Raw genomic sequence first — 20,940 nt, forward strand, 5'->3', positions numbered from 1 at the left:
GCTCCGCAGCCACGCCGCGCTAGCCGGCCCCCATAGATTGGAGCACATATTGCTCCAAGAGCCGGCGGGGGTTTTTCCATCGACTTACGTGGCTGTCCTGGGTGAATACGACCACCGCATCCAGGCCCGGGAACAGGTAAATTTGCTGACCTCCGTGTCCGTGGGCAAGGGAGTAGGGCTGTCCGTTGATTTTGCCCGACCACCACTGGTAACCATAATCGCCAAAGGCAGGATAGCCTTCGGTTTGGGTGTTAAGCGCAAGTGTAAGCCAGGATGCCGGGATCAGCTGCGTTCCTTCCCACTCTCCATGCTGGAGGCAGCACTGTCCGAATTTAGCCATGTCCCGAGAGGTCAGATAGAGGCCGACGTGACCCATGCTATGCCCTTCCGGGCTGGGCGCCCAGGCGGAGTGGTGAATATCCAGCGGACCGAACAGCCTGTCGGCGGCAAAAGCGTAGGCATCCTGTCCGGACCCCTCGCTGATCGCAACCGAGAGCAGATGGGAGTCCGTGCTCCGGTATTGGAAGCTGCCTATGCGCTCTTCATCTATAGGCAGCGAAAGTGCAAAGGAGGCCCAGCGCCGGTTACGGTGAAATTGGTGAATGAGCGGCTCACCCAGCTTGTTGCCGGTTTTCCACCGAAAGCCTGCAGTCATGCTCAGCAGATGATGAAAGCTCACGCTGGACAGGAGGCGGTGACCGGGCCTGTTCATATGCTTGCCCAGTACGAAGAGCACCGACGTATCCAGAGGCGGGAGAAGCTTCTCTTCAAGTGCGATGCCGAACAGGATGGAAGTGAAGCTCTTGGTAGCAGACCTGAGATCGTTCAGTGCTCCGGCATGATGTCCGTTATAGTACTGCTCATAGACCAGCTTTCCGTGACGGAGCACGAGAAAGCTTTTCATTTTGGGATAGCGCCTGTCGATCTGCAGATGTGCCTGTTCCAGCAAAGACGGCTCGCACCCTTGGTCCTCTGGAGTAGCAGTGGGCAGGCTGGAATAGCTTTGTACAGGTGCAGACAAAATAGATACAGCGGGTGTCTTTGGCATGACGAACGCCTCCTCTTAAGCCCTGCCAGCAGATTGCAATCCAGGCAGCATCAGCTTTGATATAGAATGCATAAGCGATCTGCTGATATTTTAACCAAAACGACGCCTCAGCTTATGAGCATATCCGCAAAACAGAAAACATTTTTTGGGAAAGATGAAACAAACAGTGGAATATGATACAATACATAAATGATTCAGTTAGCTGCTTTTGTGGTATGTAGTGTCAGATGCACGGTAAGTTGCTGAGGTTCAACCTATCACCGTGGGAAGCATGGCAGAAATTTAATTTAACGGGTAGATCTTTTCGGCATTCTCTTAACGAATTGTTATTCCAAACGTTTTGGGAGGGATCGTCATGGCAACGAAAGGTCACAATGAGGTTAAAGAAAGTCTGCGGGAAATGACACGAATTTTCCGGCCAAAGGATCCAAAGAAATTTGTAAAGGAGTATGTCCGGAAATACCATATCATGGGGGGGTATGAGGAAGAACTGACCCTGGTTGTGGAGCACGAGCTCGGCCGTCTGAATTCTTCCGTATCTTAAAGAAAAGCTTTTTTTCAGAGAGTGGTTGATACTGCTTTGTGATGATAAATGGTTAAACCGTTTCTGGAAATTACCCGGGAACGGTTTTTTTGCGTGCTTTGCCGTCATATAGTGAGAAGGAAGGACATCGCGCGGGCGAGCATGATGGCAGAGGAGTGAAGCGGTATGAGAATCAACCTGAAAAGCAAAGAGGAAATGGCCTACATACGTGAAGCAGGAGCCATCGCGGCTGCCTGTCACCGCCAGATTGAGCAATGGGTAAGGCCCGGTGCCACGACACTGGAAATCGACGAAAGAGTGGAGGAATTTCTGCGGCAGGCCGGAGCCTATCCCGAGCAAAAAGGACATAAGGGATTTCCGTTCGCGACCTGTGCCTCGGTCAATCACCAGATTTGCCACGGATTTCCGAAGCCGGTGCCTCTAAAGGCCGGTGACATTGTAAAAATCGATCTGGTCGTCAACAAGAATGGGTGGCTGGCAGACCGCGGCTGGACCTATGCGGCCGGGACGCCCTGCAAGGAAGCGGCGAGGCTGATGGAGCACACACAGGCTGCTTTATTTGCCGGGATCCAGCAGGCCCGGGTCGGTCAGACTATCGGCGATATCGGCTACATACTGGAGAGTGCTGCGCAAAAAGGCGGCTACGGTGTAGTCAAGATGCTGGTGGGCCATGGCATAGGTCAGCAGCTGCACGAGCCGCCGGATATTCCTAGCTTCGGCACCCCCGGCAAAGGCCGGCGCCTGAAAGAGGGTATGGTCATCACCATTGAGCCGGTATTTACGCTGGGTCCTACAGGAGCCGTGCTGTGGGAGGAGGACGGGTGGACGATCTCTGCGGCAGATGGAACGCTCGGAGTCCAGTATGAGCATACCATCGGGATCACGAAGGGCGGGCCGCTCATTTTGACGGAGTAAGGATTGAGAGATTTGAAGGCGGCTGCGCCCAAGAGGCGAAGGCTTTAGGGACTATTCTAGCGGCTGCCGCCGCATGAATGCTAGAGTGAGCATGTCCAAATATGTACATATAGCAGTGCGTGTTACATTATGTCGATGTCAAGAAGACAAGGAAGCTGCAAGCGGTTCGCAATTGTTGAAAACTATATATGAAAACGTTTACAAACTCAGTCGTGGCGCGACTTTGACATCTTTTCGAACAATTTGTGAACTCCTTGTGAATCATTGACAAAAGGTGACCTTAAACTTATATTTAATAGGTGATTGCTTTAATGGACAGGATTACTTCATCCGTGATACTGCAGGTAGATTACCGCTGTTCGCGCTTGGATGGTAGTCTACGAAAATCGGAAAAGTGGGGTAGATCAATGATGAAACGGTGGCAGGCTCTAAAGCGTCTTCTTCCTTTGTTGGCCATGTTTTCTTTGCTCTTGTCCGGCTGCGGCCGTGAGGACTTGTCAGTATTGAATCCACAAGGTCCGGTGGCTGAAGGACAGCTGGGATTGATCACGATTTCAATCTCGATTATGGCTCTTGTGGTCGTGGTCGTGTTTGTAATCGCGGCGTATGTACTGATCAAGTTCCGCAGAAAACCGGGCCAGAACGAAGTGCCGGTACAGGTTGAAGGCAACCACAAGCTCGAGATTATCTGGACAGCGATTCCGCTTCTCCTCGTAATCGTGCTTGCAGTTCCAACGATTCAAAAGGTGTTCGCTTATGGCGAAGACAAATGGAATGAGGAAGGGGTTCTCCAGGTTGAGGTTACTGGCCATCAATTCTGGTGGGAATTCAGTTATCCTCAATACGACATTACAACCGCTCAAGAGCTCTTGATGCCAGTAGACCGTGAGGTAGCACTGCGTTTGAGAACAGCAGACGTGCTTCACTCCTTCTGGGTGCCTTCTCTGGCGGGTAAGACGGATACGAATCCGGACGGCTCCATCAACCATATGAGTCTCAGTACAGGAAACCCAGGTACATACATTGGTAAATGTGCAGAGCTGTGCGGTCAGTCACACGGATATATGGAATTCCGCGTGAAAGCGGTTGAAGCTGAACAATTCGACGCTTGGGTGGAAGCATTCAAAGCGCCGGCCGTGCTGCCTGAAGACAGCCAGCTGGCTGAGAAGTTCAGAACCAACTGTCTCTCCTGCCATGCTGTAGGTGACCAAGGTGGATTTTTAGGCCCTAATCTGACAGGGATCGGCTCCCGGGAGACGATCGCTGGAATTCTGCTGAATGATATTAACGGTGCAAAAGGCTCCAGCCCGGTGAAGGACAACCTGGTACAATGGCTCTCCGAGCCGCAGGAGGTTAAGCCTGGCAACACCATGCCTGATCCGAAAGAGCTCGGATTCAGCGATGAAGAGATTGAGCAGATTGCCGATTACCTGGCCAATTACAAGTTGGATTACTAATACAGCAAGGACTTTAGAAGGGGGTACAAACCTTGGCTCAAGCACAGGCTCAAGGTCATGTCCATGGCGACCACCATCATAGCGTAAAGCGCTATACCGGCATCATGGACTGGCTGACCACAGTCGATCACAAAAAAATCGGCATACTGTATCTGATTGCGGGCGGTTTTTTCTTCGGAATTGGCGGCATTGAAGCGATTCTGATCCGGCTTCAGCTGATCAAGCCGATGAATGATTTCGTATCGGCTCAGGTATTTAACGAATTGATTACAATGCACGGGACGACAATGATCTTCCTGGGCGTTATGCCCGTCATCTTTGCATTAATGAATGCGGTCATACCGCTTCAGATCGGTGCACGTGACGTTGCGTTCCCGTTTCTGAACTCGCTGGGCTTCTGGACGTTCCTGTTCGGTGGTGTTCTGCTGAACCTGAGCTGGGTTATGGGCGGCGCACCGGATGCAGGCTGGACGGCATATACACCGTTGTCCTCCTCGACATACAGTGACAGCCACGGGGTTGACTTCTATACGATCGGTCTTCAGATTGCCGGTCTCGGAACTCTGATCGGCGGTATTAACTTCCTGGTAACGATCATTACGATGCGCGCACCAGGCATGTCTTACATGAGAATGCCTATGTTTACCTGGGCATCCTTCATTACATCGGCCATGATCCTGTTCGCGTTCCCGGCAATTACCGTCGGTCTGGTTCTTTTGAGCTTTGACCGGATCCTGGACGCTAATTTCTTTGATGTAGCAGCGGGCGGCAGCCCGGTACTGTGGCAGCATATTTTCTGGATCTTCGGACACCCTGAGGTGTACATCCTGATTCTGCCGGCCTTCGGTATTATTTCTGACGTTATTCCTACATTCTCCCGTAAGCGTCTGTTCGGCTACAGCTCCATGGTGTTTGCGACCATTCTGATCGCGTTCCTGGGCTTCATGGTCTGGGCTCACCATATGTTTACAACGGGCCTGGGTCCGGTGGCGAATGCACTGTTCTCCATTGCAACCATGCTGATTGCGGTACCTACGGGGATCAAGATCTTTAACTGGCTTTTCACCATGTGGGGCGGCCAGATTTCGTTCCCGACCGCCAACCTGTTCGCTGTCGGCTTCATTCCGACGTTCGTTATGGGCGGCGTGACCGGCGTTATGTTGGCATCCGCACCCGCGGATTACCAGTATCATGATACGTATTTTGTAGTGGCGCATTTCCACTATGTTATTGTCGGCGGTCTGGTATTCGGCCTGCTGTCGGGTCTCCATTACTGGTGGCCGAAGATGTTCGGACGTATGCTGAGCGAGCCGATCGGCAAATGGACCTTCTGGACTTTTGCAATTGGCTTCCACCTGACGTTCTTTGTACAGCACTTCCTGGGTCTGCTGGGAATGCAGCGTCGGATCGTTTCGTACCTGCCGAACCAGAATTTTGACACCCTGAACCTGATCAGTACGATCGGTGCCCTGTTGATGGGCGTAGGTATTCTGCTGTTCCTGTACAACATCATCATCACTAGCAAGAAGCCGAAGAATGCCAAGGCCGATCCATGGGAAGATGGACGTACACTGGAGTGGAGTATTCCTTCTCCTCCGCCGGAGTACAATTTCAAGCAGACTCCGCTGGTACGCGGTATTGATGCCCTGTGGAAAGAGAAAATGTCCGGCAACAAGGGCATGACGCCTGCGGAGCCGGTTGGCTCGATTCATATGCCGTCTCCTTCCATTCTGCCGTTCATTATGTCCTTGGGTCTGTTCATCGCAGGTCTGGGTTTCATGTTCAGCAGAGAAGGCTTCAATAACTCATTCATGTCGTTTATCTTTAACAACTATCTTGTTCTGATTGTCGGTCTGCTGATTACGTTCGGGGCTATGATCACTCGTTCCCTGATCGATGACCCAGGCTATCATATTGAACCGGAAGATCAGGAAGAGGAGGAAAAAGCATGACATCCGCACACGCAGAGCACGTAAACGGAGAGCTTCCTCACGAGCCCGAAAAAGCGACCCTCGAGGGCCGCAACAAGACGCTCGGCTTCTGGCTCTTCCTGGGCGGGGAAGCCGTACTCTTCGGTACGCTTTTCGCAACATTCCTTGCACTTCGCAATTCCAACAATGACGGCCCTACGGCTGCGGAATTGTTCTCTCTGCCGATCACAGCGATTGCTACTGCAATCCTGCTGGTCAGCAGCTTGACCAGTGTGTTCGCCATCCAGGCGATGCACCGCCACGATCTTCAGAAGCTGAAGGTATGGCTCATCGTTACGGTCGCTTTGGGTCTGGCGTTCCTGGGCCTGGAAATTTATGAGTTTTACGAGTACGTTGCACATGAATCATTCGGGTTGACGACGAGTGCATTCTCATCCGCATTTTATACCTTGGTCGGCTTTCACGGCGCTCACGTTGCGTTCGGGGTAGTCTGGATCGGCTTGCTGATTGCTCAGCTGTATAGAAAGGGCCTGACTGTCGTTACGGCACCTAAGGTTTATGTATCCGCCATGTACTGGCACTTTATCGACGTCGTGTGGGTGTTTATTTTCTCGGTCGTATACCTTCTTGGAAAGGTGGGCTAAGAAATGGCTGCAAATCAACAGCAACCGGAGAATCAGGCCGTAAGGCATCGTCATCGTACAGAAGGTCCCCAAAAGCATATTGTGGTGTTCATTTTCTCCATCGTGCTCACCGCGATCGCCTTTGCGGCAGTAGCTGCCGGTGATGTGAACCCGGCCTTTACGATCATTCTGCTGCTCGTTATGGCAGTGCTTCAGGTGTTCGTGCAAATGGGCTACTGGATGCACTTGAAGGATAAAGGCCATCTGATGCCAATTCTGTTTATGGTCGGTGGATTCTTTGTGGCAAGCACAGCAATCGTCATGGCAATCTATTGGGTTTGGTGGTAAAATACGAAGAGGTGGGCTTTTGCGCCACCTCTTTTTTTCAAGATCAAGATTACGGATATGGCAGGACAAGCGATCCTGCATTTCTACAGAAACGGTTCCTGCCCAGGATGGCAGCTATACCGTTTCTCTCTCGTTAAAGGCCCTTGTCACAATTTCGACAGATTTGACCCGGTAGGGGGAGGTTTTTTACATGCTGGGCTTGGAATATTTTACGTTTGAAGAGCAGTGGAGTCCGTTGTTTCTCGCCTTTATGCTGCTGCTGACCGCAGCCTATTTCGCGGTGACGGGTCCCTTGTCAAGCCGGTTTCAAGGGAGTGAACCGGTATCAGCCGGCCGAAAGCTGCTGTTTGTCAGCGGGATGCTGTCGATGTATATCGCGCAGGGCGGTCCTGTCAGCCTGCTGGGACATACGATGTTCTCATTCCATATGGTAAGTATGGCCATGTCTTATCTGGTGGCGACACCGCTGCTGATTCTCGGCATTCCCGTGTGGCTGTGGCGCTCCTTCGACCGGGTCAATCCGTTTGGGCGGTCCTTAGGCTTTCTAACGCGTCCTGTATTATCAGCGGTATTGTTTAACGGCTTGTTCTCGCTGTATCATTTCCCGGCGATCCATGACTTTGTGATGCTTAATTTCTGGGTGCACCGGGCATACTATCTGATTCTGTTCATTGCCTCCATTCTGATGTGGTGGTCGATCCTGCAGCCGATTCCGGAGAAGGACCGATCAACAGGGCTTGCAAAGATGGGCTTCATTTTCTTGAATATGGTGCTGCTGACACCGGCGTGTGCACTCATTATTTTTGCAAGTGAGCCGATGTATGCGACGTACAGTGATCCGGCCATCTGGGCCAAGGCGATGGGATACTGTGTATCTGGTGACCCTTCGGCACTGCTGAACCGCTTTGGCGGACCGGAATTTTTCGGTGTGATGGATCCCAAGGTGGATCAGAGAGTCGGCGGGATTATCATGAAGTTTTTCCAGGAGATTATATTCGCTTCCATGCTGGCTTACGTGTTCTTCCATTGGTACAAGCGGGAGAATGAAGAGGATGATCCGCTGCCGGCAGAGGTATCATCTGCGAGCGGCATGCTGAGCTAAACAAGACAGGCTGGAGTAATTGGCATCACCGCATCATAACGAAGGAGGATAATCATGGATCTGTATTTCTTGTTTCCCACCATCAGCACAACATTCATTGTGATCAGCGCCGTGCTGGTTGCGATCGGGTGGGGGCTCATCATAAAAGGCAAGCGCGCAGCGCACAAAAAGACGATGATCCTGGCTGCGATTGCCGCGGTGATTTTCTTTATTATTTACAGCTCGCGCACCATATTTGTCGGTAATACGACCTGGGGCGGACCGGATGATCTCAAGCCATTTTATCAGGTGTTTCTGATCTTCCACATTGTTCTGGCCACGGTTGCAGCCGTGTTCGGCATTAGCACTTTGGTGCTTGGCTTCAAGGAAAAATATGCAAAGCACCGGAAATGGGGCCGCATTACCTCGGTGATCTGGTTTATTACCGCCATTACAGGCGTAGCGGTATATGTACTGCTTTACCTCCTGTACCCGGGCGGTCATACTGCGCCAATGTGGAAAGTGATTTTTGGCATAGAGTAGGGACGGTTATACTTGCAAGTACAGGCGTTTCGAGAGATCGAGGATCTCTTGGAGCGCCTGTTTTGTTACATTCGTATAAGGTCAAAGAAATGGAGTCAGCAATTAAAGGTTGACAGGAATTGGGTTCGCCATCTATAGTGTGTATAAAGATATACACAGTAAGCACACATAGTTTTCAAGTAAGCACATCGGGTAGAGACCGCTTGAGAAACAGGAGGACCGTCGGACCTGAAGTCTATTGGAAATGGGAGGTGAAGAATTTGACTTTATCGCAGCAGGTCACCCAAATTATCATCAAGGAATTCCGGCAGGATAAATGGATGGTGCTTTGGACTTCCGTATTTATGCTGTATGCGGGGGCTTCATTCGGGCTCATGCTAAAGACCGCATTTCAGCAAACCGCGCCTCTTCCTTTTTACGACATTTGGCTTATGATCTTTACGCCAATGCTGGGCTTCTATCTTTCCAGAAGGGCCTTTAAGTATTTGAGCGAGGACTCCTACACGCAAATGCTTTATTTTTACAAAAGCCTGCCCATCCCAACAGAAGCGATCGTGCTCAGTCGGGGCATCCTTGGCTTGCTGGCTTTTGTATGTAACGGCGTGTTTTTTTTCGGGGCTGCGTATTTGCTTTCGGGAGAAGGAATCAAGGAGAATTATTCACTGGGTGCGTACATTTTGTTCAGCATCACCTGGATCGGGTTCGGGCTTATGGTATACGGCATGTATATTTACCTGGAGTTTATGAAGAGCGGCAAACGGTATTTTTGGATGACCATGGCGGTCGTTGGCGCGTTTGTCCTCGTCTTGATCGGGATCCAAACTGCCGGTTTGCGTTTCAGCTTGATTCATCGAATCATGGCGAGTTCAGAGGAGTATGGGCTGATGACTCCATGGCTATATATTACGGTGCTGACGGGGCTTGTCAGCTATGGATGCTCGCTGCGGCTAACGTGCCGCCGGATCAAAAAACGGGATTTGATGTAAATGAGATGAAACTTCAAGGCTGTCTAAAGAGTACATAGAAGAGAGGTGACCATGGGTGCGGATCCCGATCCAGATCAATGAGCACAGTGCCGAGCCTTTATATCACCAGATTGAAACCCAGCTGCGTTCACTTATTATTACCGGTGAGGTTGAGGAGGGCACCATGCTGCCATCGATTCGGGAATTTGCAAGCGGACTGAACTGTAGTGTGATTACGGTCAGAAGGGTATATCAGGATTTGGAGAATGAAGGGCTGCTTAGAACGAGGCAGGGGACGGGAACGTTTGTGGCCGGGGTTGGTGAGGAGGCAAGGCAGCAGTTCAAGCAGGATGCGGTGCTTCAGGCGCTAGAGGGAGCCGTGAATACAGCCTTGTCGGTCCATTGCAGCGAGCAGGAGCTTCGAGTCCTGTTTGAGGCCATGCTGCAGCAGAAGTACCAGGGAAAAGGGGGGAAGGATGATGGAGCCGGCACTGATTGAAATGCATGGTGTAACGAAGCATCGGCGCACGAAGCGGATCGGGCCTATTACACTGTCTATTCCGGAAGGCTATATTGTCGCTATAGTGGGTCCAAACGGATCGGGCAAAAGCACGCTCATGAATATGCTCATTCAAGCGGTCATTCCGGATGAAGGAGAGATTACGTGGCTTCATGAGAGCCATTGTAATGAGCTTCCCTTACATATTCGCAAGCAGATTGGCTTTGTGCCGGAGCAGCTTAGTCTGGAAGAGAAGCATAGTACTGTGGAGGCTGCCGCGGCCTTCCGGTCGCAGTGGTACGATACGTGGGACGGATATTATTTTGACGCGCTGCTGTCGGTATTCGGGGTGCCCCGGGGGGTCAAGCTGGGCAGTATGTCCAAGGGGGAGCGCCGCAAGTTCGAAATTGCGGCCGCGCTGGCGCCAAGGCCGAGACTGCTGCTGCTGGATGAGCCCTCCTCCGGGCTTGATCCATTCGCCTGGAAAGAGATGATTCATCAGCTGCAGGAATGCATGAAGGGCGGCGAAACGACGATTGTCCTGTCCACGCACATCGTGGATGAAGTGCGCCGCCTGGCAGACTATATTGTGCTCATGCATCACGGCAAGGTGCTCGGGATGGTGGAGAAGGACAGCCTGCTGGACAATTGGAAGGAATGCTGGATCAGTGCAGACGCTGAGCTGGTGGAGGAGCTTCCGGGCATTGTGAGCTGGAAGCCGGAGGGCGCAGGGAAGATTTCTTTTGTTACAACAGAGTGTATGGCGGTGGAGCAGATCCTGCAATCGTCAGGATTGAAGCTACTGAAGACAAGAGCATTAGAACTGGATGAAGTACTGGATCTGTGGATTCAAGGCAGTGAGCCCGGAGCGGTTCGGCCATAAAGAGAGGAGACCAGAAGGATGCAGCGATTGCAATTGGAAGAGGTCGTAAAAATTTACGCGGACAAAACCGCAGTAAACCAAATCTCACTTCAGGTGGAGGAAGGAGAGATTTACGGGCTGCTGGGTGCCAACGGAGCCGGCAAGACGACAACGATGCGGATGGTGCTTGGCTTGATCTACCCCGATGAAGGGAAGATTTTGTACAACGGTCAGCCTTACAATAAGGAGCTTCGCCAGATCATGGGCTATTTGCCGGAAGAGCGGGGTCTGTATCCCAAGGTGAAGGTCAGTGAGCAGATTTCGTACCTGGCTCAGCTGCGGGGGATGTCATCCAAGGACGCCGACCAGAGCATCCGCTACTGGCTGGATCGGTTTGAGGTTCCGGAGTATTACAACAAGAAGATCGAAGAGCTGTCTAAGGGCAATCAGCAGAAGATGGGCTTTATTGCCGCAGTCGTACATCGGCCGCAAATTCTGATTCTGGATGAAGCCTTCAGCGGACTGGATCCGGTGAACGTAGAGCTGCTGAAGTCTACGGTGAGAGAGCTGCGGGATCAAGGCACCAGCATTTTGTTCTCGACTCACCGTATGGAGCATGTTGAGGAGCTGTGCCGGAATATTACGATTTTGCACCGGTCGAATACGGTTGTTCAGGGCGGCATTAAGGAGATCAAATCCCGGTATCCGAGAGAAGACGTTACACTAGGCACGTCGGGAGAGGTTAATGGATTGGACGAGATTGCCGGTGTTACCCAGGTTGATCGGCTGGAGGACGGCTATCTGATTCGCATTCAAGCAGAGAGCGCAGCCCAGGAGATACTGCAGCTGGCGATGGCGCAGAGTACGGTGCACCGGTTTGAGGTGAAGGAGCCGACATTGAATCAAATCTTTATCAAGGCGGTGGGTGAATCCAATGAATAACATGTGGACGGTAATCCGGTTTACGTTTATGAATAAGGTTCGAACGAAATCTTTTGTGGTATCGACCTTGATCTTTGCCCTGTTAATTACGATTGGTATTAATATTCCATTCTTCATTCAGCTGTTCAGCGGTGATCAGGAAGACCAGGGCGGAGCCCCGCAGCAAATTGGGCTTGTCTATGGTGAGCAGGCAGCCATCGCCGAAGAGCTCCAAAGCACGATGGAGGAGATGGCGGCACAGTATAAGCTGATCCAGTATGATACGCTCGACGAGACGATGCTGAATTCCGACGTTTCGAGCGGGCTGATTGACGGTTATATCCGTTTTGAGGCCCAGGAAGGTCAAAGCTTCCCGGCGGTCATCTACAGCTCGGAGGATGACGTGCTGGAGCCTCAGCTGCAGGCGGTTCTGCAGGCCGCGCTTCAAGGCGCAAAGACTCGTGCGGTGCTGAATGATCTTAGCTTGAGTGATGAGCAGATTCAGGAGATTAACACGCCGGTTCAGATTAGCACCCGCAGTGTAGAGGAAGCGGGAGCAGGTAACAGCGAGCCAGAAGCGGAGGAAGCCGCATCCAATGAGCCGATTAATTTCATTATCGTGTATGCACTGGTCATTCTGTTCTTCGTCACCCTGATGAGCACAGGCAATATGATTGCTTCCGAGGTCACAACGGAGAAAAGCTCCCGAATTATGGAGATTCTGATCACAAGCGTCTCACCACTAAGCCAGATGTTTGGCAAAATCATTGGGATGTTCCTGCTGGGGCTTACGCAAATCCTGACCTTTGTCATTGTCGCCGTAGTGAATCTGATGCTGCCGCACAATACAGACGCTATGGCTTCTCTGGATCTCAACTTCGGTGCAGTTGATCCGATGCTGCTGGTCTTTGGCCTGCTGTTCTACATTTTCGGGTACTTCCTGTATGCGGTGCTGTTCGCAGCCGTAGGCTCGATCGTAAGCCGCACCGAGGATCTGGGACAGGCGATTATGCCGATCACCATGCTGTCCCTGGCAGCCTTTTACATTGCCATCTTCAGCCTGGGAGCTCCAAATTCTACATTGATGAAGGTGTCCTCCTACATTCCATTCGTCTCCCCGACCTCCGTGATCGTACGGATTGGCCTGGGCGATGCCCCGCTGTGGGAAGTTCTTGTATCCCTGGGCATTCTGCTGGTTTCCATCCTGGTCTTCGGCTGGCTTGCAGCCAAAATCTACCGGACCGGCGTCCTCATGTACGGCAAGCGTCCGAGCTTTAAAGAGCTGCGCAAGGCGATGAAGGCGTATAAGATTTAGGCGGTGTGGTGTAATATATTGTGAGTAATTTTTATCAAAGAGTAAGAGTTTAGTTTTAAATGAGACTTTTTATATCATTAATAAAATGAGACTAAATGGAAAGACCAGCTTATTCAGATTCTTGATCTAGCTGGTCTTTTTTATGTTCAGAACAAAATATAAAATAACTTGTTTAATCCTGGCTCAATGCAAAAAGTAGTGGAAAGGGGTATCTGGTAAAACGTAGCCTCCATTATACTGAAATACCGGAAACAAGAATAGCCGCCAACACAAGAACCCCCTGCTCATCGCAAGAGGGTCCTGATCGTCATACTTTGCTGATCTTGAACACGAACTTCCCAGTAAGCTGCTGATTCAAACTTAATTCGTCAATATCGTTAATGGGAGAATGGATCTCCAGTTATCAGAACCTACGCTTTGGAGGATCTTTTCTTTCGCCTGTTCGTCGTATTTATCGTAATAAAAATCACGTGTCATTGTAAACTTTTTAATATAGTACTTTTCGCTATTATCCCAAATCATTATGTAGTAGTCTGTCTTAGAAGTAGTCTTCCCTTTCTTCTCATAGGTAAATTCGAGAATCAAAATTCTATTTATTTCATCTATCGTTGGTATAGTTACTGGGGCAGGATCAGCGTTTTCGATCTCACGAACGGTAGTACTTAATAGGTTTGCTTCGGATTCGACATCAAATAACTCAGGTTGTGGCTTAATCGAATTATCGTTGTAAATCGATATATTTATCCCTGACAAAACTTCTTCTGACTCATTGTCTTGATTTGTGCGCTCTGGAACGGAGCATGAGATCAGAAGCATACTGCATAATATCATCTGCACCAACAAAATAGATTTTCTCATTCAATCTGCTCCTTAACAATTTTTTGAGAATAACTTTACAAATTGTAATATACCGATTTAGATTTATATGCGTGATTATCATACCATATATTGGGAGAAAATGTGATTTGATTCTACTGACTTTTGTTGATCGACATCAAAACTTACAGGTCACTTATGCTCTCAGCTGCATAGAAATCGATGTCTTAATGAAAGAGGATATAGTAGTATGATGGATATAGAAGAATCAATGGAAACCATGTGAGGTTTATTTTATGCCAAAAAATGATAGCATGCTGGCCATTCTATGGATGCTGAATTCGGGAAAGAAATGTACTGCAAAGCAAATATCAGAAAAGCTGGAGATCAACATTAGAACCGTTTACCGGTATATTGATGCACTATGTGCCAGCGGTGTTCCGATCATTTCTGATGCCGGGCATCATGGTGGATACAGCTTGCTGCATCATTTCATCCAATCTCCACTGAGATTCAGTATGGATGAGAACAAGGCCTTGCTCCAGGCCGCTCTGTTTGCCAAAGAAGCCGGGTACCCTTTAGGTGAGGCCTTAGAGCAGGCAGCATCCAAGCTGAAAATGTACTCCAATCATGAGCAGGAACATATACTTAGCCACCATTTAGCCGGATTTGAAGTTATTAACCGCAAGGGGAACCCGGCTATACAGCCGGTATTGCAGCAATTGGAGCAAGCTGTCGCCCATGAAAGGTCTGTAGACATTACTTATCGTAACCGTTATGAAGAGCGGTCTCCTAATCGGGTAATCGACCCTTATGGCGTCGTTAATTGGAATCATAAATGGTACATCATTGCGTTTTGCCGCCTGCGAAAGGAGATTCGCAGCTTTCGAGTTGAATGTATTCTGAGCGTTACCTCCACGGACTGCAGCTTCAGGCGTCCTCAGGATTTCTCGGTGCGTTCTTTTTTTATGAACAATCTATTGCCTGACGCAGTCGATAAATCCGGATACATTGCATGTAAGATTCGTGGCAGGGCCGGAGCGCTGGATAATCTATGTATGCATTGGTTTTTGGAGCATCATCTACTAGAGCGGACATCCACGCAAGCTGTGTTTGTACTGGAAGAAGAGGCACTGTATACCTACGTTCCATCTATTATTCTTCCTTACGGGAAATCCATTCAAGTCATAGAGCCGCAGGGTTTGAAAAATAAACTTGTGGAGGTTGCCTCAGACTTGATGGAATATTATCAAGGCTAAACAACTTCACTGACAGCAGCTGTCAGTGAAGTTGTTTTATGATGATAACATCCACTCACGACTGATGAATGGTGCTGTACATACAACGAACTTGATGAGGAGAATTGGAAATGAATCATACGGTATATCTTTATGTATTTGATACGATGTCTGACTGGGAAATCGGTTATGTAACCGCGGAGCTGAATTCCGGAAGATACTTCAGACAAGGGGTGACCCCGGCGCGAATAGTAACGGTAGGGATCGAGAAGACGCCGGTGACCACCATGGGGGGATTGACCATAGTACCTGATCTCACCGTAGATGAGTGCAGCGTAACAAGCATAGATGCTCTGATTTTGCCTGGTGGGAATACGTGGACAGAAGCTATTCACGCTCCCATCCTAGAGATAGCCGAACTGTGTTTAAGGAAGAATATCTTAGTTGGAGCCATTTGCGGTGCTACCATGGGACTGGCTCTAGCAGGCTTGTTAGACTCACGTGCACACACTAGCAATGATCTGTCCTACCTGAAGATGATTTGTCCTTCTTATACAGGCGAAGCCTATTACAAAGCGGAGTCTGCTGTCACAGATGGAATGTTAATCACGGCCTCCGGCGTAGCTCCACTAGAATTCTCGTTGCATGTATTAACGGCGTTAAATGTATGGTCACCCCAAACCCTACATGCCTGGTATCATCTGAATAAAACTCAGGAGCCTGGCTATTTCTATGAGCTGATGAGCTCTATTCAGTAAGGATTTATCGTTGATCATACCTGTAATCATCGCTATAATCTGGAATATAAATTTTATAGCATAAATCATAAACCATCTTAATCAAGATGAATAGAATTGAAGGCGTGGATGATTTGAAGAGAGTAGATGTTGTTTATGCGTTGATCTATGATGATAGGGTAGAAAACAGGCTTGTTGATTAACCAATATATGTAATTAACTCAGCCTGGAAAAACACGACATTAAACGTTGTATTCGAATCAGCCACTCTGCGGACAAGTCGTTCAAGAGCAGCAAGCGAGCGAACCGAACGAAACTAAGGTTAGCATGACGAGGAACTCCATGACGGGTCCCATCAAACAACCATTTGAGTAGCACAAAGACGATCAACGCGCAGAACAATTGGCCATAAACGGCATTTTCTGTCGTGCCAAATAACGTCGGAATATTAAGGTGTTGCTTGATCCAGCGAAAGAACACCTCAATCTGCCAGCGGGCTTTATAGATCAAAGCAATCTGTTCCGCACTTATACTCATCAAGTCAGTAACGACGCGAATCTCTCTTCCTTCAAAATCCCTAAAGATGACTACACGATGACGTTGTGTAGAGCGACACTGAGGCGTTCCGAGTTGACAGGTGAAATCACCAATCACTGAAGAATCGGCCTGGGACTGACGCCGCAAGGTGTAGGGTTTCTCGATATGAACATTGTCACGAAGACGGATGACGAAGGATTGCCCCTCTTGTTTATAACGATCCAACCGCTCCAACTTGCCGTAGGCTCGGTCCATAACCAAAATAAAATCAATGTTTTCCAGCGTTTCGCACACAGGACTATCGTGCTTTGAACCAACGGTTTCTGTGACGCTAAGCGGTTGCCCGTTGAGGGCACGTAATGCTACATGTAATTTAACCGCCGCTCGTTCTCCATGATAGGGAGCCCATGGCAAGCGAGTTTTCCCTACCGTGATGGTTGTCGAATCAATGAGTAGCAGTTCTTTTGGGAGGGCGAGCTTTCGCCGTGTTTCACGGTTACATTTACGGACAAGTAGATGAAACAGCTCTTTGAATATTTCAAATGGAACCTCTGCTGCTTTGCCCGAGAAACAGGAATAATGAACAGGGCTTAAGCCGCTACGGACGGCGCGATCTGCGCCAGAGCGATATCCTGACCACTCTTCACTCGCTGCGGCGCACCAATATTGAAGCAAATGATGAACCGTGAACTTTCGAGCTTTATCCACATAACCGGTCGCCTGGACGATATGATCGACTTCTTCAGTCGTAAGGAGTGTTTGTAGAATGGGAAGAATCGTGTTAGTATTTTTCATGGAGTCGTCACCTTCCCAATTGTTTGTAGGGGTACAAACATTTTATCGGGTTGACGGCTCTTTTTCTACCATTTAGTGGTTAATCAACAGGCCTGGGTAGAAAAGGTTCTAATGGTACATAACAAAGGTAGCGGATGGTCTCTACCAGGTGGGGCTGTAGAAAAAGGGGAAACGTTAGAGCAAGCAGTTATTCGAGAAACGAAAGAAGAAACTGGTTTAGCAATCGAAGTAGGGAATGTAATTGCGGTTAATGAAGCTTTTTTTTAGAACACGGAAATCAAGGACATCATGCTCTAATCATTACCTTCCGTGCGAAAGTCATCGAAGGAGAAGTCACCGTCGAAGACGAGAATGAAATTGTAGAGATGAGATGGGTGGATATAAATACTGCTAACCACTTAATGCCTTACCATAAAAATGGAGTGGAAGGACTGCTGAAATCGTCATCTCCCTACACTTTTCAAGGTGAGTGTTAAGTGTTAACAATCTAGATCTATAATTTAGTACAGGAACCATCCAGAGTCTGCTATTAAACATCAGGAAGAGCGAAGAAGCAGTTATCTTGTATGTGTCATATATTGTATAGAACCGCCGCCATGCTACAAGGAGGCGGTTTCATACTCAATCAGACTTTAGCCACTTAGTGTAGCGAGGAAGCAAGCTTTAATTACTCTGTAATTCAATTTCTTCAGAATTGATTTTTTTGATTGCAAGAAGTTTTGTTTTGTTGTCTGTAAGCAACTGTTCAAAATTAATAGCATAATTCTCAAAGGCAATCTTCCAGTCATTTTCATTTGTTACTTCGGCTGCTTTAAATAAGTATTCATCAAATATAGCTTTTAGTTGGTCAAGTGACGGGACTTTGTCATCTTTAAATGTTAACCCTAAATAAAATGTGTTCTCATCAGAATTGTATGCAAAATGTGTGGTTTCAATAGAAGGGTGATTTTTTTCAAGCTTCAAGCTTGAATCATGCATAGCATCGATCAATAGGTCTAACTCCGTTTGGTCTTTATCTGGACTGCATGATACAAGCAATAAAAATATAAAAAGTGAATTGAACAATATAAATAAAAACTTAGTTTTCATCTTCGTTTCCCCCTTTAATGTATTGTCTTAGGTTATAAATGTTTATATTTTCCAAGAAAGTCTGGTCTTCGTCCGTACATGAAAGAACTGAGAAGTCGTTCACCCGAGGGGCTGGCGGGCATTGCAGAGAAGGCATTTTGCGTGCACTTTTGGCTGCTCTCTAGAAGTCATGCCGGCCCATGTCAATGACGGGGTTTTTAGAAGCAAGCTACTGGATCCGCTTTGATCCGAGTGAACCCTGCTGTCTTTACGTCAAAATTAGAATTATGCAAAATGCTCAATTATATTACTTTATTTTAGTTATTATTCATATATTCAAATATCTTTTGACATTTATTATACCATAACCGTAATGTGGATATTTTCCTTATTTTCCAATATCAACATATGTCTAGTTGAAAATATCTAATAGTTCTTGATTTTCCAAATCTGGATCTATTGTTTTTATTTTAATAGTACTATCAAGCTTGACACCAGCACACTCGAAGCGGAAGTTCCAGACAAAGTAACTTCATTTTTCTCTTAACTACTAAAGAGGTTGAAATACCTACTCCAGGAGCACTGTTAGATGATCATTAAAATTATTTGTATATAAATGGTTATTTTCTTTATCTAAAGACGTCACAGTTATGACTCCTAGGTATACGGAAGGATATAGGTCTTGCTTAGTCATATCATTTCCTGCAGAAGTAATGATTATTATCCCACTATCTATAGCTTTTTTTAGAACACATATCAGAATATCTGTGGTAAGTGAATTCAGGAAAGGCAGCTTCGGTTATCACTCCGAAGCTGCCTTTTTTTGAAGATTATATTTTTTTTGACTTAGTAAAATACACCGTGATAAAAGAAAACAACACGAATGTTGAATATGCTGCTAAAAAGATGGGATCATCAAGGATATATCTGATTCCTAAAATAATAATTATCCCAAATGCATTAAAGATCAGGAGGCGTACTGCTAAACTATTAATTATCCGTCCTAGCACATAATTAATAATACTAACAACTACATTGAAGACGTACAAAATCAGGAATAAAATAATAAATGGAATAAACCGATCATCAGGATTTAGCCCCTGACTACTAGCACTGACGGAGGCCATAAACCATCCTACAATTACAGCTAGTATTGCAGAAAAAATAGTAGCATTGAAGACAATTTCTTTATTCTTTTCCATAGGGCAATTACTCCTAATCTTACTTCTTAGGAAGTATTTAATTATATTACTTATATTGGTATTTTAAACTATTAATCACCTGTAATAAACCGTACCACCAATTACCGCTCTTGCTGTCGGTTAGTTGGCAAGCGCTGCGTTCAAATTACCTGCATAAATATGCGTACCTCTTACGCGGTTAGTAGAATCAACATATGATACCTGTAATTTTCAATAACGGATTTGCTACACTATGGCATGATTATGTAGATGACAAAAATACACTCACAGCCTGGCTGTTTCTATGAGCTGATGAGCTCTATTCAATAAGGAGTTATCGTTGATCATACCTGTAATCATTGCTATAATATGGAAGATGAAAAACCTATTATATTATGAATTTAGGAGTGCAATGCAGAGCATAGTGAGAAACAAAGTGTTCAGCATTGTGATCATTGTCGTTTTAGTCGCTGCGATGCTGTTTCCTTCAGCTACTTTGATGAATGTGTATAGTAACTATCAGGATCAGCAAAGCTCTTTTTATCAAGGGGAGAACTATTATCTGCTCAATGAAGATGGTATATCGACTTTGAGCTGGGCTAATGCCCGGGGTCTCCATCAGAAGCTCCTGGAGATCGAAGGCGTGCTCGGATTCGGGTATGGAGGTAATACAGCAGTACAAGTGTTTTCAAAATATACGGTGGAGGAGCTGCCTGTTCGCTGGGCTAATGAAGATCTGCTCTTATTCGAAGGCGTAGACAAGGAGAAACTCCGCGTACTCCAGACTCATAGTGATCGAATACATATTACTCCGAAAACCGCGGAGAAGTTATTGCCCGCAATACATCCCCAAGGAGAAGCTCTGGAGCTTCTTGGGGAGTCACTTTTGGTCGAAGAAGTCTACCATGAAAAGGCTGTTCGCTTTGACACACTTCTAGAATCCAATATGCTGGTAAGCCCGGACAACGTATCACCAACAATGACTACGGCGGTCATTCAGTTCAGTTCTTTTTCCCAATCGGTGTATGATGAAGTGCTAGACGTGCTGAAGTCCTATAATCCGGATGCCTCGCTGTCGAGCTATGAGGCGTTTAAGGCTGAAGAGATGGCACAAGCCAACAAATCCCATGCTATTGCTATCGTTCTTTGCATATTGTTATGGCTGTTCACTCTGGTCAATATTATCTCCCTGCTAGTGTATAAGTTTGAGCGGGATCATTTGAAGTGGTCGTTGATGTTTGTGTTTGGAGGCGGTAAGAGAAGTGTGTACAGGCAGATATATGTGGAGCTGTTTGTGTATACGTTTTGTGCGTATATCCTTATGCTGCCGCTTCTGTATGTGCTCAAGCTTGTCATGGAACAGGTGAACATTCCGTTGGACATGAGTCTGTCTGTAGTTAGCGGTATCATTGCTATTGCTATGGGGATTACGATTATTTTCGGCTATATCTGGATTCGGAGCATTGACTTAAGAAACCTGCACAAGGAATTACATTTTCATTAAGGAAAAGGAGCA

22 protein-coding genes and 1 pseudogene are annotated in these 20,940 nt (G+C 47.6%); 17 read left to right on the forward strand and 6 right to left on the reverse strand.

Features of this window, described 5'->3' with window-relative positions:
- Positions 1-19 precede the first annotated feature (19 nt).
- Positions 20-1,048 carry a serine hydrolase domain-containing protein gene (locus tag E6C60_RS02670; protein ID WP_138224339.1) on the reverse strand — a complete coding sequence of 343 codons (1,029 nt, stop codon included), beginning with the start codon at positions 1,046-1,048 and terminating at the stop codon, positions 20-22.
- A 355-nt stretch (positions 1,049-1,403) separates the two neighbouring features.
- Here E6C60_RS02670 and E6C60_RS02675 point away from each other — a divergent pair, with 355 nt between their 5' ends.
- From E6C60_RS02675 to E6C60_RS02735, 13 genes are all read left to right on the forward strand, one after another.
- Positions 1,404-1,592 carry a hypothetical protein gene (locus E6C60_RS02675; RefSeq protein ID WP_138224340.1) on the forward strand — a complete coding sequence of 63 codons (189 nt, stop codon included), beginning with the start codon at positions 1,404-1,406 and terminating at the stop codon, positions 1,590-1,592.
- A 165-nt stretch (positions 1,593-1,757) separates the two neighbouring features.
- Positions 1,758-2,507 (forward strand): type I methionyl aminopeptidase, encoded by a 750-nt coding sequence (gene map, locus E6C60_RS02680; RefSeq protein ID WP_138224341.1) that lies wholly within the window; start codon positions 1,758-1,760, stop codon positions 2,505-2,507.
- A gap of 407 nt (positions 2,508-2,914) precedes the next feature.
- Entirely contained in the window at positions 2,915-3,964 is a 1,050-nt protein-coding gene (gene coxB, locus E6C60_RS02685; RefSeq protein ID WP_138224342.1) for a cytochrome c oxidase subunit II, read from the forward strand.
- Positions 3,965-4,068: 104 nt separating this feature from the next.
- Positions 4,069-5,916: a cytochrome c oxidase subunit I gene (gene ctaD / locus E6C60_RS02690; protein ID WP_138227595.1), complete on the forward strand. Its 1,848-nt coding sequence runs from the start codon at positions 4,069-4,071 to the stop codon at positions 5,914-5,916.
- Complete coding sequence (locus E6C60_RS02695) at positions 5,913-6,539, forward strand: cytochrome (ubi)quinol oxidase subunit III (RefSeq protein ID WP_138224343.1); 627 nt, start codon at positions 5,913-5,915, stop codon at positions 6,537-6,539. The genes ctaD and E6C60_RS02695 overlap by 4 nt, the downstream gene beginning before the upstream one ends.
- 3 nt (positions 6,540-6,542) lie before the next feature.
- On the forward strand, positions 6,543-6,866 hold the full coding sequence (locus tag E6C60_RS02700) for a cytochrome C oxidase subunit IV family protein (protein ID WP_138224344.1): 324 nt from the start codon (positions 6,543-6,545) through the stop codon (positions 6,864-6,866).
- 190 nt (positions 6,867-7,056) lie between these two features.
- Positions 7,057-7,968, forward strand: coding sequence for a cytochrome c oxidase assembly factor CtaG (ctaG, locus tag E6C60_RS02705; RefSeq protein ID WP_138224345.1), 912 nt, complete (start codon positions 7,057-7,059; stop codon positions 7,966-7,968).
- A 54-nt stretch (positions 7,969-8,022) separates the two neighbouring features.
- Positions 8,023-8,490, forward strand: coding sequence for a DUF420 domain-containing protein (locus E6C60_RS02710; protein WP_138224346.1), 468 nt, complete (start codon positions 8,023-8,025; stop codon positions 8,488-8,490).
- Between the two features lie 260 nt (positions 8,491-8,750).
- Positions 8,751-9,476: an ABC-2 transporter permease gene (locus tag E6C60_RS02715; protein ID WP_138224347.1), complete on the forward strand. Its 726-nt coding sequence runs from the start codon at positions 8,751-8,753 to the stop codon at positions 9,474-9,476.
- Between the two features lie 55 nt (positions 9,477-9,531).
- The gene (locus E6C60_RS02720; RefSeq protein WP_138224348.1) at positions 9,532-9,954 is read left to right on the forward strand and encodes a GntR family transcriptional regulator; all 423 of its coding nucleotides are present in this window, start codon (positions 9,532-9,534) and stop codon (positions 9,952-9,954) included.
- Complete coding sequence (locus tag E6C60_RS02725) at positions 9,935-10,837, forward strand: ATP-binding cassette domain-containing protein (RefSeq protein ID WP_138227596.1); 903 nt, start codon at positions 9,935-9,937, stop codon at positions 10,835-10,837. The genes E6C60_RS02720 and E6C60_RS02725 overlap by 20 nt, the downstream gene beginning before the upstream one ends.
- An 18-nt stretch (positions 10,838-10,855) precedes the next feature.
- A complete protein-coding gene (locus tag E6C60_RS02730) occupies positions 10,856-11,758 on the forward strand; it encodes an ABC transporter ATP-binding protein (RefSeq protein WP_138224349.1) in 903 nt (300 codons plus the stop codon).
- Complete coding sequence (locus tag E6C60_RS02735) at positions 11,751-13,052, forward strand: ABC transporter permease (protein WP_138224350.1); 1,302 nt, start codon at positions 11,751-11,753, stop codon at positions 13,050-13,052. Before E6C60_RS02730 ends, E6C60_RS02735 begins: the two co-directional genes overlap by 8 nt.
- A gap of 360 nt (positions 13,053-13,412) precedes the next feature.
- Here E6C60_RS02735 and E6C60_RS02740 read toward each other — a convergent pair whose 3' ends face one another.
- A complete protein-coding gene (locus tag E6C60_RS02740) occupies positions 13,413-13,910 on the reverse strand; it encodes a hypothetical protein (RefSeq protein ID WP_138224351.1) in 498 nt (165 codons plus the stop codon).
- A 254-nt stretch (positions 13,911-14,164) separates the two neighbouring features.
- Here E6C60_RS02740 and E6C60_RS02745 point away from each other — a divergent pair, with 254 nt between their 5' ends.
- Together E6C60_RS02745 and E6C60_RS02750 are read left to right on the forward strand one after the other, a co-directional pair.
- Complete coding sequence (locus E6C60_RS02745; protein WP_138224352.1) at positions 14,165-15,127, forward strand: helix-turn-helix transcriptional regulator; 963 nt, start codon at positions 14,165-14,167, stop codon at positions 15,125-15,127.
- Between the two features lie 110 nt (positions 15,128-15,237).
- A complete protein-coding gene (locus tag E6C60_RS02750) occupies positions 15,238-15,864 on the forward strand; it encodes a type 1 glutamine amidotransferase family protein (protein WP_138224353.1) in 627 nt (208 codons plus the stop codon).
- 195 nt (positions 15,865-16,059) lie between these two features.
- On the opposite strand, the gene E6C60_RS02755 is transcribed toward E6C60_RS02750, so the two are convergent.
- A complete protein-coding gene (locus tag E6C60_RS02755) occupies positions 16,060-17,175 on the reverse strand; it encodes an IS4 family transposase (protein WP_138224354.1) in 1,116 nt (371 codons plus the stop codon).
- A gap of 111 nt (positions 17,176-17,286) precedes the next feature.
- On the opposite strand from E6C60_RS02755, the pseudogene E6C60_RS02760 reads away from it, so the two are divergent.
- Positions 17,287-17,651, forward strand: a pseudogene (locus tag E6C60_RS02760) (NUDIX hydrolase).
- A 187-nt stretch (positions 17,652-17,838) separates the two neighbouring features.
- Here E6C60_RS02760 and E6C60_RS02765 read toward each other — a convergent pair.
- The 3 genes from E6C60_RS02765 to E6C60_RS02770 form a co-directional block, all read right to left on the reverse strand.
- Entirely contained in the window at positions 17,839-18,264 is a 426-nt protein-coding gene (locus E6C60_RS02765; protein WP_138224355.1) for a hypothetical protein, read from the reverse strand.
- A 547-nt stretch (positions 18,265-18,811) separates the two neighbouring features.
- Entirely contained in the window at positions 18,812-19,036 is a 225-nt protein-coding gene (locus tag E6C60_RS21555) for a S8 family serine peptidase (protein WP_407669145.1), read from the reverse strand.
- Positions 19,037-19,073: 37 nt separating this feature from the next.
- Positions 19,074-19,445, reverse strand: a complete 372-nt coding sequence (locus E6C60_RS02770) for a hypothetical protein (RefSeq protein WP_138224356.1) — start codon at positions 19,443-19,445, stop codon at positions 19,074-19,076.
- 391 nt (positions 19,446-19,836) lie between these two features.
- Here E6C60_RS02770 and E6C60_RS02775 point away from each other — a divergent pair, with 391 nt between their 5' ends.
- On the forward strand, positions 19,837-20,928 hold the full coding sequence (locus tag E6C60_RS02775; RefSeq protein ID WP_175415161.1) for an FtsX-like permease family protein: 1,092 nt from the start codon (positions 19,837-19,839) through the stop codon (positions 20,926-20,928).
- Positions 20,929-20,940: the final 12 nt, after the last annotated feature.

The sequence above is a fragment of the Paenibacillus algicola genome (assembly GCF_005577435.1).
Classification (GTDB): Bacteria; Bacillota; Bacilli; order Paenibacillales; family Paenibacillaceae; genus Paenibacillus_AQ; species Paenibacillus_AQ algicola.

Coding starts and splice junctions, on each gene's coding strand:
- E6C60_RS02730 (WP_138224349.1), top strand. CDS start 10,856: ATGCAGCGATTGCAATTGGAAGAGGTCGTAAAAATTTACGCGGACAAA.
- E6C60_RS02670 (WP_138224339.1), bottom strand. CDS start 1,048: ATGCCAAAGACACCCGCTGTATCTATTTTGTCTGCACCTGTACAAAGC.
- map (WP_138224341.1), top strand. CDS start 1,758: ATGAGAATCAACCTGAAAAGCAAAGAGGAAATGGCCTACATACGTGAA.
- E6C60_RS02700 (WP_138224344.1), top strand. CDS start 6,543: ATGGCTGCAAATCAACAGCAACCGGAGAATCAGGCCGTAAGGCATCGT.
- E6C60_RS02770 (WP_138224356.1), bottom strand. CDS start 19,445: ATGGAAAAGAATAAAGAAATTGTCTTCAATGCTACTATTTTTTCTGCA.
- ctaG (WP_138224345.1), top strand. CDS start 7,057: ATGCTGGGCTTGGAATATTTTACGTTTGAAGAGCAGTGGAGTCCGTTG.
- E6C60_RS02755 (WP_138224354.1), bottom strand. CDS start 17,175: ATGAAAAATACTAACACGATTCTTCCCATTCTACAAACACTCCTTACG.
- E6C60_RS02745 (WP_138224352.1), top strand. CDS start 14,165: ATGCCAAAAAATGATAGCATGCTGGCCATTCTATGGATGCTGAATTCG.
- E6C60_RS02735 (WP_138224350.1), top strand. CDS start 11,751: ATGAATAACATGTGGACGGTAATCCGGTTTACGTTTATGAATAAGGTT.
- coxB (WP_138224342.1), top strand. CDS start 2,915: ATGATGAAACGGTGGCAGGCTCTAAAGCGTCTTCTTCCTTTGTTGGCC.
- E6C60_RS02750 (WP_138224353.1), top strand. CDS start 15,238: ATGAATCATACGGTATATCTTTATGTATTTGATACGATGTCTGACTGG.
- E6C60_RS02765 (WP_138224355.1), bottom strand. CDS start 18,264: ATGAAAACTAAGTTTTTATTTATATTGTTCAATTCACTTTTTATATTT.
- E6C60_RS02775 (WP_175415161.1), top strand. CDS start 19,837: ATGCAGAGCATAGTGAGAAACAAAGTGTTCAGCATTGTGATCATTGTC.
- E6C60_RS02695 (WP_138224343.1), top strand. CDS start 5,913: ATGACATCCGCACACGCAGAGCACGTAAACGGAGAGCTTCCTCACGAG.
- E6C60_RS02740 (WP_138224351.1), bottom strand. CDS start 13,910: ATGAGAAAATCTATTTTGTTGGTGCAGATGATATTATGCAGTATGCTT.
- ctaD (WP_138227595.1), top strand. CDS start 4,069: ATGGACTGGCTGACCACAGTCGATCACAAAAAAATCGGCATACTGTAT.
- E6C60_RS02710 (WP_138224346.1), top strand. CDS start 8,023: ATGGATCTGTATTTCTTGTTTCCCACCATCAGCACAACATTCATTGTG.
- E6C60_RS02725 (WP_138227596.1), top strand. CDS start 9,935: ATGGAGCCGGCACTGATTGAAATGCATGGTGTAACGAAGCATCGGCGC.
- E6C60_RS02675 (WP_138224340.1), top strand. CDS start 1,404: ATGGCAACGAAAGGTCACAATGAGGTTAAAGAAAGTCTGCGGGAAATG.